Consider the following 11,825-nt stretch of genomic DNA (forward strand, 5'->3'; position numbering starts at 1 on the left):
CGGGCACATACAATATTTCCATACTGATTAAGTTTATACCTTTGCTACTAACTATGAAACTATTACTAAATACCATAGAAAAACCATTATGTTCCTGATTATGCTACAATACATACGGCCCGTTGCGGCTGTAGAACACTACATGGAGGCGCATACCGCCTTCCTGCAAAAGCACTTCGACAGTGGCCGGTTCATCTTATCAGGCAGGCGAAAGCCGAAGTCGGGGTCTGTTATCTTGTGTAATGCGGCTACCCGCAGGGAGGTAGAAGAGATTATGAGCGAAGATCCGCTGGAAAGGTTCCAACTGGCCCTTTACGAGATCATAGAGTTTGAACCAACCAAGTATGCCAACACACTGGGAAAATAATATTTCCCCCTGTAATGCCGTGCCAATCGTTTTTGCTTCTTTACTTCCGGGATAATTACTTCATAAAGTAAATGACCTTCGTGAGCCATTTGCTACTGTCCTTTTCTTTGCCCGGACCAATCACATACATCTCTATAGTGGGTGGTACAATGGTCCTCCCTTTATCGGTAATAAAGTTTCTGATCGCCACATGCGCATTGGCTACCTTGCCGTGAGGTCCCACGTAATCGGCATATGCAGCCTGCGCTGCCGGCAGGGTAATAATTTCATAGCCGGGAGCTGGTTTACTTCCTTCCGGTACAGGGATCGCAGCGGCCATGTCAGTTTGCCCCTGCTTCCGGTCCCAGCTGAAAAAGATGCCGCAGGGTACTCCTGGTTGCAACCGGGCAGCGGAAGCTGCATTAAAAATGGTCCGGAGGTTGGAATGGTAATAGTCGCTGATCTTGCTGATAGGGATGGTTTTTCGTACAGCCGCATACGTTGTTGCCGGGAAATTCATCTCTCTTACCGTCACATCGATGCCATTGGGCGCATTCGGGCCTTTTACCTCTGCTTCCGCCATACTCTTCAGGTTATTGAGTCCCTGTTCGAAGTCCTTTTCCAGCGCGCCTTTCATAAAAAGGGTCATTACATTCTGAGGCCGGTCGTAATGGGTATCAAATCCCCAGACAACCTTTGTTTTCCCTGCTGCTTCCGACAACCGGAAAAACACATCTGACTCGGATGCAAACGGTGTGATAAAGGTAAGCTTCTGGGTAACCGACTTATAAGGGTCCATCGACAGGTGTTGCAGCTTTCCCTCCCCGATCTTGCTGCCTTTCCACGAGTCTACAGCGCCAATAGAGCCGTCTTCACCGGTAATAGTATACCTGGCGCCGGGGTCCATCTGTTTCCAGGTGCTCCACTCATTAAACTTCTCGAATTTCACAATATCATTCCATACAATTGTCGCGGGGGCATTGATTTCCACCGAACGCTCCACATGCATAGTAGTGGGCGCAAAAAAGATCAGCGCAATTGCAATGAACAGGATGATTCCTATGATCCAGGCGAGCGTTTTAAGTACTTTCATGTCTGTCGGGGGTTGATGATAATAAAAATACATCTTTTTATTGTTCAACCGACAGATGATACTGACAATCAGGGCAGAAGAATGTTTGACTACTCCAGTTCTTTGTCACCGGTTTTTTTATCTTGCTGGTACTGTTCATCCGCTTCCTGCGCTTTTTCAAAGTCCAGGATCACGGAATTAATACAGTAACGGAGCCCGGTTGGCGGTGGTCCGTCATCGAATACATGCCCCAGGTGGGATTTACAGCGGCCACATAATACCTCCGTCCTATGCATCCCATGACTGTTGTCCGGAGAATAAATAACACTGGTTTTGGTAAGTGGCTGAAAAAAACTGGGCCAGCCACAGCTGCTGTCAAACTTGGTATCTGAAACAAATAAAGGGTTACCACAAGCAGCACAGTAATAGGTTCCGTTCTCCCTGCTATTCCAGTATTTTCCTGTAAAGGCCCACTCTGTTCCTTTCTCCCTGGCAATATGATACACGTCTGTTGGCAGTACTTTTTTCCATTCTTCGTCTGTCAGATTTACTTTAGTGGCATCCGTATGGGAGTAAATCTCTCCCTTCTTTTTTCCATCTTCCATTGATTTCTTTTTTTCCCCATTTTTGGGGTAAGTATAGTTGGTATACCCTGATAGAGATAGTCAAAAATATCAGTTTCCATAGGTACATATGTAAAGTTTTGATTCGTTAACTTCTCATTAACACTATCATTGTGATTACTGGGTCGTTGGCCGGTTCCTTTTTTATCTCTACATAAATTACGTATGAACAAGCATAATGGATTGTTATTTCCTGCAAATCAAGGGGCTATTTAACAAAACAGTTAATTTTTTGTTTAAAACTGTCTGATAATCACCGATGAGCAACTGCATATAAATTGTTAACTTTACAGCAAAAGGCTAGTAAGTGGCGGATATCATCAATTTATTACCAGACAATATAGCGAACCAGATAGCTGCAGGGGAAGTGATACAAAGACCGGCATCAGCGGTAAAAGAATTACTGGAAAATGCAGTGGATGCAGGTGCTACCGATATTCAACTGATCATTAAAGATGCAGGCAAAGAGTTAGTGCAGGTAATTGATAACGGCGGCGGTATGAGCGAAACAGATGCCCGGATGTGCTTTGAACGACATGCCACCTCTAAAATACAATCCATAGAAGATCTCTTCCAGATCACCACCATGGGATTCAGAGGAGAAGCGTTGGCTTCCATTGCCGCAGTTTCCCAGGTAGAACTTAAAACCCGCAAAAGAGGCGCGGAAGTAGGCACCTACGTGGAAATTGACAATAGCTTCGTTAATAAACAGGAACCCTGTCAAACCGCTGAAGGTACCAGCATTGCCATGAAAAACCTGTTCTTCAATGTGCCCGCACGCAGAAACTTCCTGAAAAGTAATGCCGCGGAAATGAGACACATCGTAGACGAGTTCATCCGTGTGGCCATGTCGTTCCCGCAACTGCAGTTCTCCCTGACAAGCAATAACCAACAGCTGTTCCACCTGGACAAAGGATCGCTCAAACAGCGCATCGTGGCCATCCTGGGACAACATTATAATGCACGCCTCGTAAGCGTTAAGGAAACTACCGACTACATGAATGTGTACGGATTTGTAGGAAAACCTGAAACCGCTAAAAAAACCAGGGGCGACCAGTTCTTTTTTGTCAATAACCGCTTTATCAAGAGCTCTTACCTGAACCACGCCGTGATGAACGCATTTGCAGACATCATCCCGGCCGACAGCTTCCCGCTCTATGTATTGTTTATTGACGTAAACCCCGAACATGTCGACATCAACGTACATCCTACCAAACAGGAGATCAAGTTCGATGATGAAAAACTCATGTATGCCTTCGTGCAATCGGCGGTAAAACACTCCCTGGCCCAGTTCAGCATCACTGCCACACTGGATTTCGACCTGGACCCGAGCATTCAGGCCCTGGATGCGGTAAGCAAACCCTTCACCGCCCAGCAGCAGCATGAATCCATCCAGAGCCCCCTGTATAAATCATTTACACAGGCCAACCAGGCGCACATGATCGATAAAAGCAGCAACAGCAGCAACCTGAAGCACTGGAAAGATCTGTACGAAACAAACAGCAATAACGAAACTACTTATACCATCGCTCCGGAACCGGAAACACGGCCGGCTGTAACCTACGAAAGTCAGCCGCATGCCACCGCCTCCGTGATCGATGAACGCTGGCAGGATACCGCCACCGATCAAAAAGTACCGGTACAGGTGCACCAGCAATATATCCTGTCGCAGATAAAGTCGGGCTTTATATTGATAGACCAGCAGGCCGCCCATGAAAGGATCCTCTATGAACGCTACCAGCGTGCCTTACAGGAAGCTCCCATGGCCACCCAGCAAAGCCTTTTCCCGCAAACCCTGCAGCTGCCCCCGGCAGATGCAGCCCTGGTCAGCGAAATGCTGGGCGATCTGCAAACACTGGGCTACGACCTGGAACCGTTTGGCAACAATACCTTCATCGTTCGCGGTACCCCCGCCGATATACAGAATGGTAACGATCACGCCACCATCCAGAGCCTGCTGGAACAATTCAAAAACTTCAGCCACGAACTGAAAGTAAATAACCGCGAGCAACTGATCCGCTCAATGGCACGTAATAACGCTATCCCGGCCGGCAAAATACTGGCCGCCCGCGAAATGCAGAATATCATCGATGAACTCTTCGCCTGCAGCATGCCCAATGTGGCACCCGGCGGCAAGTTCACGTTTATATCGTTTAAACTCACAGACCTCGCGCGTATGTTTGAACGCGGGAACTGATGTCAGGATACTAAAAATCCGGGGAGACAAGGCAGGCATTGCCTACCTTTACTCCCCGGATCTTTAAACAACGGCTCTGTCCGCATAAACCCACTCTCCTGATAGCCTCCCAACCCTTTACAGCAAAGGATTTCCAGATCAAGTCCACCTCACCTCCAGCATCACTCCGTGTTTAGTCCATGTGTAATGCAGCTCCTATCCATGTGCAACGTAGGTTTGCGCCTACCGCAAGGTCAGTGCTATGCCATCATTCTGCCGTAAGGCATTCTTCTATCTGCCCGTATAACTTCAGGAACATCTTATACTTTTTACGATAAGCATCAAACCGGGTGGCATCCGGCGTAAATACCGTTTGCGCCTGTTGTGAGGGCCGCTCCGGCCATCCCAGCACGTTAGCAGCCAACAGGATAGCACCAAGCGCAGAGGCGTCACTTTCCTGCTGCAGGTGCATCTCCTGGCCAAAGATATCCGCCAGCAGCTGTATCCACCCCGGCGCATTGGTAAAACCACCGCTCACAGAGATCCTTTTCACCGGCCCGGCAGTTTCCTCCAGGGCCTCTTTAATACTCAGCAACGCAAAACAAATACCTTCCAGCACGGCGCGGGTGAAGTGCGCCGGCGTATGCTGGGGCTGAATACCGATGAAGGCGGCGGTAGCATGACTGTTCCACACCGGCGCCCTTTCCCCCAGCAGGTAAGGCAAACAAAGGAGTTTACCGGGGTCAGTTACCAATGCCTCCCCCACCAGGTCGTTCAGCGCATCCAGTGGCTGCCGCAGGAAATCCCTCACCAGCCATTGCAGCACCACACCCCCATTGTTGGAGGCGCCACCGGTAATATAAATATCATCTGTCAGGAGATAGGTGAATAGCCGGCCGCGGGCATCAGTGAGTGGTTGGGCGCCCGCCATCCTTACTGCTCCGCTGGTGCCTATGGTCAGCGTGGCGTGTCCTGCATCCAGCGCACCGCTGCCCAGCTGGGCCAGGCAGCCATCGCTGCCACCAATCACAAAAGGCGTACTGGCCGGGATACCCAGCATGGCTGCCATATCCGGCAACAGTCCGCTCACCACATGATTAGCCGGCACCGGCTGCGGCAGCTGCGCAGCCGTAATACCCGCCACGCCTAAAGCCGTTTCATTCCATTGAAGCGTGTGAATATCAAACAGGCCCGTCGCCGACGCAATGGAGTGATCCGTTAACCAGCGTCCGAAAAAATGATGAAAGATGTATTCCTTAATACCCGGGAACATAGCCGTAGCTGCAAATAAGGCAGGCTGCTGCTCCCGCAGCCACATGATTTTGCACAGGGGCGACATGGCATGTACCGGCGTGCCGGTTTGCCAGTAAATCAACCTTCCTTCCGGCGTATCGCGTAATCCCAGCGCGTTGGGCTCGCTCCGATTATCGGCCCAGATGATTAACGGTGTAAGCGCCACCCCCTCCCGGCTCACCGCCATTATGCTGTGCATGGCGCTGCTGAAGGAAATGGCCGCCGGCGCGCCCCCTGTCTGGGCCACCACTTCCCGGATGCCGGCTATTACCGCTTCCAGGATCACCTCCGGCTTTTGCTCACTGTATCCCGGTTGCGGGTGACTGGTACCATATGCCTGCTGAAACACCGCCAGAATTTTTCCGTCCATTCCTTGCACAATCGATTTTGTACTGCTGGTGCCTATATCTACACCAATAATATACGCTGTATGATCACTCATAAAAAAAACCGTTCTTTTTCCGCATTTAATTTATAGATTTAAAACCGGTGTTCTTCTAAAAAGTCTAAAATATCCACGCAAATGGCTTTCGAAATCAAAAAACAGGGGAAGGTTTATGACGTTTGTATTGTTGGTTCCGGCGCCGGAGGAGGCATGGCCGCAAAAATCCTGTCGGATGCCGGCCTGAAAGTAGCGCTTCTGGAAGCGGGCCCTAAATACGATCCGGCCGACCCGGAGCAGGCAACACAGCTGAAATGGTCATATGAATCGCCCAGAAGAGGAGCCAGTACCACCCGTCCTTTCGGCGACTTCGACGCATCCTATGGCGGATGGGAACTCAACGGTGAACCTTACACGAAAAAAAACGGAACTGAATTCGACTGGTTCCGCTCCCGCATGCTGGGAGGCAGAACCAACCACTGGGGCCGCATCTCACTGCGGTTTGGCCCCCGCGACTTCAAACACAAAAGTTATGATGGCCTCGGCGACGACTGGCCCATTACCTACGATGAGGTAGCGCCCTTTTACGACCGGGTAGATAAGATGATCGGGGTATTCGGCAGCAAAGAAAACCTGCCCAACGAACCGGATGGCTTCTTTCTCCCTCCTCCCAAACCCCGGCTCCATGAGCTGATGGTGAAAAAAGCAGGCGATCGTTTAGGCATCCCCGTTATCCCGGCGCGCTTATCGATATTAACCCGCTCCGTCAATAAAGACCGCAGCCCGTGCTTCTTTTGCAGCCAGTGTAACCGCGGCTGTACCGTGTACGGCGACTTCTCCGCTTCTTCAGTACTGGTGAAGCCAGCCATGAAAAGCGGGCATGTAGACCTGTATACCAACGCCATGGTGCGCGAAGTATTAACAGACGGCAATGGCAAAGCCACCGGCGTAGCCTACGTAGATAAAACCGACCTGCAGGAATATTCCGTAAACGCACGGGTGGTTGTACTGGCCGCCAGCGCCTGCGAATCGGCCCGTTTGCTGCTGAACTCAAAATCAGCCAAACATCCTAACGGACTCGCCAACTCCAGCGGTGTAGTAGGTAAATACCTGCACGACTCAACCGGTTCTTCCCGCGGAGGCTTCCTGCCCCAGCTGATGGACCGCAAACGATATAATGAAGATGGTGTAGGCGGCATGCATATGTATGTTCCCTGGTGGGGCGATAACAAGAAACTGGATTTTGCCCGGGGCTATCACATCGAATTTGGTGGCGGCATGCACATGCCGGGATATGGCTTCGGCTTCGGCATGGAAAATATGAACAGCCGGGCGCCTGGTCGTGATGGCCAAACCAAAGCAGCCGGTGGCTACGGCGCTTCACTGAAAGATGATTACCGCCGCTTTTATGGCTCCCAGATCGGCTTTGCCGGCAGGGGCGAATGTATTGCGCGGGAAGATAACTACTGCGAAATAGATCCGAACGTGGTGGATAAATTCGGTATTCCGGTACTGCGTTTTAACTACACCTGGAGCGATCATGAAATCAAACAGGCCAAACACATGCAGGATACGTTTGAACAGATCATTCATGAAATGGGCGGCATCGCCTTTGGCACCAAGCCAGGAGCCGATACCAAATACGGACTGGAAAATCCGGGCCGCATTATTCATGAAGTAGGTACCACCCGCATGGGTGACGACCCAAACAAATCCGTGCTGAATAAATTTAACCAGGCACACGAAGTAAAGAATCTCTTCGTTGTAGATGGTGGCGCGTTTGTGTCACAGGCAGATAAAAACCCTACCTGGACCATACTGGCGCTGTCTATGCGGGCATCTGAATATATCGTGGATCAATTGAAAAAACAGAATCTCTAATCTTTTAAGTTTTTTTCATGGATAGAAGAGAATCACTCAAAGCGCTTGCACTGGGAACGTTATCAGTTGGTACCATTTTATCTGCCACCAGTTGTGAAGATAAAAAAACAACGGCTGATAAAAATGATCATCCCAATGTGAAAACCGCCGGCTATGGCCGTACTCCGGAAGAAGTACTGCGGGATAAATCGTTAACAGAACAAAAGTTCTTTACCGACGCCGAAATGAAAACCATCACCATCCTGGCGGATATCATTATCCCGGCAGATGAACATTCCGGCAGCGCCTCCGATGCAAAAGTGCCGGAGTTTATAGAGTTCATTGTAAAAGATATACCGGAGCACCAATTGCCTATGCGCGGCGGACTACGCTGGCTGGATATGCAATGTGCCAAACGGTATAATAAGTCATTTGCAGAAAGCAGTGCAGAACAACGTATCGCCGTGGTAGACCTGATTGCCTGGCCGGGAAAAGCATCCCCGGAAAACAGCCAGGGCGTTGCCTTTTTCAACCGCATGCGTAATCTCACTGCCACAGGCTTTTTCACCAGTAAAATGGGCATCAAGGACCTTAACTACATCGGTAATACGCCCAACGAATGGGATGGCGTACCTGACGATGTATTAAAGCAGTACGGTTATGCCTATGATGAAAAAACACTGGCTACCTGTCTGAAAATTGAAGACAGGGGCAAGCTGATGACCTGGGAATAATGATCAAACTTGCTATTTCATAATTTAAATCCAGAAAACTTCACATCAATGATTCCAGAAAAAAAGAATGAGGGAGAAAACGGTGTTTCCCGCAGATCATTCCTGAGAAACGGTGCGCTCGCCGCCGCCGGTTTCATGATAGTTCCACGTCATGTATTAGGCCGTGGCTTTGTAGCGCCAAGCGATCGCCTGCGGGTAGCAGGTATCGGCGTAGGCGGTAAAGGCTTCAGCGATATATCTGAATTTGCTAAAGGTCCGGCTGATATTACTTTCCTGTGCGATGTAGACAAACGTCGCGCAGCCGAAGCCGTGAAGAAATTCCCTAAGGCAAAGTTCTATACCGACTTCCGGGAAATGTTTGACAAGGAACACAAAAACTTCGATGCCGTGTCTGTATCCACACCGGATCACACACACGCCGTAGCAACAATGGCAGCTATGCAGCTGAAGAAGGATGTATATGTGCAAAAACCATTAACCCACGACATCTACGAAGCACGTATGCTTACGCAGGGCGCCAACAAATACAAGGTAGTAAGCCAGATGGGTAACCAGGGCTCTTCCGGCGATGGCGTTCGTCAACTGATGGAATGGTACAATGCAGGACTTGTTGGAGATGTACACACCATCTACTGCTGGACAGATCGTCCGGTATGGCCACAGGGCGTTCCCTGGCCTACCACCCGCGAGGAAGTTCCTGCAGAACTGAACTGGGACCTGTGGTTAGGTACCGCTCCTAAAAAAGACTACGTGGGTAACCTCGTGCCTTTCAACTGGCGCGGCTGGTGGGATTACGGTACCGGCGCTATCGGCGACATGGGCTGTCATATCATTGAACCTCCTTTCCGTGTATTGGGCCTGGGCTATCCTACTTCTGTTGAATGCAGCGTTGGTAGCGTATACGTGGGAGAATTCACCCGCGGATATTTCCCTGAGAGCTGTCCTCCTTCTTCCCACGTAATTATGAAATTCCCTGGAAAGAATGGCAAAGAAGTAACCCTGCACTGGATGGACGGTGGTATTCAACCAGAGCGTCCGGAAGAACTGGGACCCAACGAAACAATGGGCGACGGTGGTAATGGCGCCTTGTTCATTGGTGATAAAGGCAAAATGATGTGCGGTACCTATGGTATGTACCCTAAGTTGCTGCCTACTTCCCGCACTACAGAAGCAAATGTGCCGCAAACTATTGCACGCGTACCGGAAGGTCACTACGTACAGTGGGTAAACGCCGCTATTGCCGGTTACGGCAGCAAACAACAGAAAGCGCTCAGCTCTCCGTTCGATATTGCCGGTCCGCTTACAGAAACTATCCTGATGGCTAACCTGGCTATCCGCAGCTTCGATATCCGTAAGGAAAAAGCAAATGGTAAAGGCTTTGATTACCCGGGCCGTTATATCAAACTGCTCTGGGATGGTAACAATATGAAGATTACCAACTTCGACGAAGCCAACCAGTTTGTGAAACGCACTTACCGCGATGGCTGGTCACTGGGCGTATAAATGATATCTATATAAAAAGAAAATGCCGCGATAATCCGCGGCATTTTTCTTTTATGAAAAGCTGGTACATGAATCCCGCTATTGATAATCGTCTTGTTGTTTCAGGTTACTGTTCTTCCTGATTTCATTGGCAGGAATAGGCAATAAGTAATTCTTCGCCTTATTAAATTTACGGGACTGGATGCTGTATACATGGTATACAAAAGGATGTCCGGCAATCATTGATCCCAATACCTCAATGCCAAAAGCATTTTCATTGAAAGCCGTTTCGGCATCTCTCCACCTGCGTGCATCAAAGAAACGATGTTCTTCATAAGCCAGTTCATACCGTCTTTCATATTTCAACACGGCCCATAGAGCGGCTCCGGAGGCAGTAGTAGCAGGCATCCCGGCACGTTCACGCACCTTGTTCAAGATAATACGGCCGCCCGCCTCATCACCATATCCAATGGCTGCTTCTGCATAGTTCAGCAGAATTTCTGCATACCGGAAGAAAATCCAGGACTGGTCGCCGCGGAAGAACTGGGCATCCAGGTTTTTGTCCATAAACTTACGCAGGTAATAACCGGAGTAAGTACCATTCCAGTTTTCGATAGTACTGTTGCGGGTATCAAGTCCCCATACACTGTCCCTTCCATTGGCAGCTTCATATTTTCCGGTTTGTATCACTCCCACCGGGTCCGTTTTGGCGGCATCGGAAGGACGTGGTTTCCACTTAGCCCCATCGTATAAAATTGTGGCGTAAAAGCGGGGATCCCGGTTTTCATACGGCGCCTTTGCCTGGGCAACATTGCTCCAGGAAAAAGCAGTACCATCTTTCATCTGGTAGCCGGTCACGAAATTTTCAATAGGCACATTTCCGCCCCAGTTGTGATACCCGTTTGGACCATTGTACAGGTCGTGAGAAGTACCCAGTAATGCTTTGTCATATTGCTTAACAAAGATCATCTCCGGGTTATCTTTATCGAGGAACACCCGGGTATAATTCTCTACCGGGTTGGCGGTAGGCTGGTAAAGGCTGTAAGTGTTAAGATCCATTACGGCTTTTGCTGCATCCATCGCCAGTTTGTAGCGGTCTTTTTGTAAGCCGGATTTATACCCCATTAAGTCGTTGGGCACTTTCGCATCATTGAACAGGTTGCTGGCGGCGTAAAGCAGGATCCTGGATTTCAGGGCCATAGCGGCGCCCCTCGTCACTCTTCCTTTGCTTGCCACGGCATCATAGGTGGCTGGTAGTTGTTGTGTGGCCAGGTCACATTCCGCTGCAATGAATTTAATGCATTCGTCAAAAGTGGCTCGCTTCACACTCAGGATCTCCTGTTCATCTCCCTTAATATTAAAAGTTTTGGTGATCAACGGAACACCGCCATAGTATCTCACCAGCATGTGATAATACCAGGCCCGCATAAAATGCACTTCGCCTGTCATGCGTGTCCGCACGGCTTCATCGGTCAAAGGCACGTCTGCAATCTTCTCCAGGAACATATTACAGTTACGGATCGCTTTGTAGTGCAAATCCCATCTGGCAAAATCATTGATGGCGCCTACGTCATCGGCGGAGGCGTTACCCTGCACTACCCTGGAGGTATTGTAGTCGTGGATAAACCGGCTTTCGTCTGTCATGGAGGAAAGCATTACTTCGAGGAAACCGGGGCGCATCTGTACATACAGGTCGTTTACAAATGCCTGTACCAGGCCCACATCTTTCCACACGTCATTTTCTTCATACTCGGTTAAAGGCTTCTTTTCGAGAAAGTCTTTATTACAACCGGCGGAAACCGCACATAGTAGAAACGCTCCCGCTATATATCTGATTATAGTTGTTTTCTTCATGGC

At 49.5% G+C, this 11,825-nt stretch carries 9 protein-coding genes; 5 read left to right on the forward strand and 4 right to left on the reverse strand.

Annotated features, from left to right (window positions below; all coding sequences use genetic code 11):
- Window positions 1-100 precede the first annotated feature (100 nt).
- Complete coding sequence (locus AB6805_RS07425) at window positions 101-367, forward strand: YciI family protein (RefSeq protein WP_370908804.1); 267 nt, start codon at window positions 101-103, stop codon at window positions 365-367.
- 55 nt (window positions 368-422) lie between these two features.
- On the opposite strand, the gene AB6805_RS07430 is transcribed toward AB6805_RS07425, so the two are convergent.
- Both AB6805_RS07430 and msrB read right to left on the reverse strand, forming a co-directional pair.
- Window positions 423-1,439 (reverse strand): GyrI-like domain-containing protein, encoded by a 1,017-nt coding sequence (locus AB6805_RS07430; protein WP_370908805.1) that lies wholly within the window; start codon window positions 1,437-1,439, stop codon window positions 423-425.
- 89 nt (window positions 1,440-1,528) lie between these two features.
- Entirely contained in the window at window positions 1,529-2,023 is a 495-nt protein-coding gene (gene msrB, locus AB6805_RS07435) for a peptide-methionine (R)-S-oxide reductase MsrB (RefSeq protein ID WP_370908806.1), read from the reverse strand.
- 325 nt (window positions 2,024-2,348) lie between these two features.
- Here msrB and mutL point away from each other — a divergent pair, with 325 nt between their 5' ends.
- Entirely contained in the window at window positions 2,349-4,238 is a 1,890-nt protein-coding gene (gene mutL / locus AB6805_RS07440) for a DNA mismatch repair endonuclease MutL (RefSeq protein ID WP_370908807.1), read from the forward strand.
- 247 nt (window positions 4,239-4,485) lie between these two features.
- Here mutL and AB6805_RS07445 read toward each other — a convergent pair whose 3' ends face one another.
- Window positions 4,486-5,952, reverse strand: a complete 1,467-nt coding sequence (locus AB6805_RS07445; RefSeq protein WP_370908808.1) for a gluconokinase — start codon at window positions 5,950-5,952, stop codon at window positions 4,486-4,488.
- A gap of 81 nt (window positions 5,953-6,033) precedes the next feature.
- Here AB6805_RS07445 and AB6805_RS07450 point away from each other — a divergent pair, with 81 nt between their 5' ends.
- The 3 genes from AB6805_RS07450 to AB6805_RS07460 are packed head-to-tail and all read left to right on the forward strand — an operon-like array spanning window position 6,034 to window position 9,989.
- The gene (locus AB6805_RS07450; RefSeq protein ID WP_370908809.1) at window positions 6,034-7,773 is read left to right on the forward strand and encodes a GMC family oxidoreductase; all 1,740 of its coding nucleotides are present in this window, start codon (window positions 6,034-6,036) and stop codon (window positions 7,771-7,773) included.
- Between the two features lie 17 nt (window positions 7,774-7,790).
- Window positions 7,791-8,486, forward strand: a complete 696-nt coding sequence (locus AB6805_RS07455; protein ID WP_370908810.1) for a gluconate 2-dehydrogenase subunit 3 family protein — start codon at window positions 7,791-7,793, stop codon at window positions 8,484-8,486.
- A gap of 48 nt (window positions 8,487-8,534) precedes the next feature.
- Window positions 8,535-9,989, forward strand: a complete 1,455-nt coding sequence (locus AB6805_RS07460) for a Gfo/Idh/MocA family protein (RefSeq protein ID WP_370908811.1) — start codon at window positions 8,535-8,537, stop codon at window positions 9,987-9,989.
- Between the two features lie 78 nt (window positions 9,990-10,067).
- Here AB6805_RS07460 and AB6805_RS07465 read toward each other — a convergent pair whose 3' ends face one another.
- Window positions 10,068-11,822, reverse strand: a complete 1,755-nt coding sequence (locus tag AB6805_RS07465) for a RagB/SusD family nutrient uptake outer membrane protein (RefSeq protein WP_370908812.1) — start codon at window positions 11,820-11,822, stop codon at window positions 10,068-10,070.
- Window positions 11,823-11,825: the final 3 nt, after the last annotated feature.

Origin of the sequence: Chitinophaga sp. RCC_12, from assembly GCF_041360695.1 — a bacterium.
Classification (GTDB): Bacteria; Bacteroidota; Bacteroidia; order Chitinophagales; family Chitinophagaceae; genus Chitinophaga.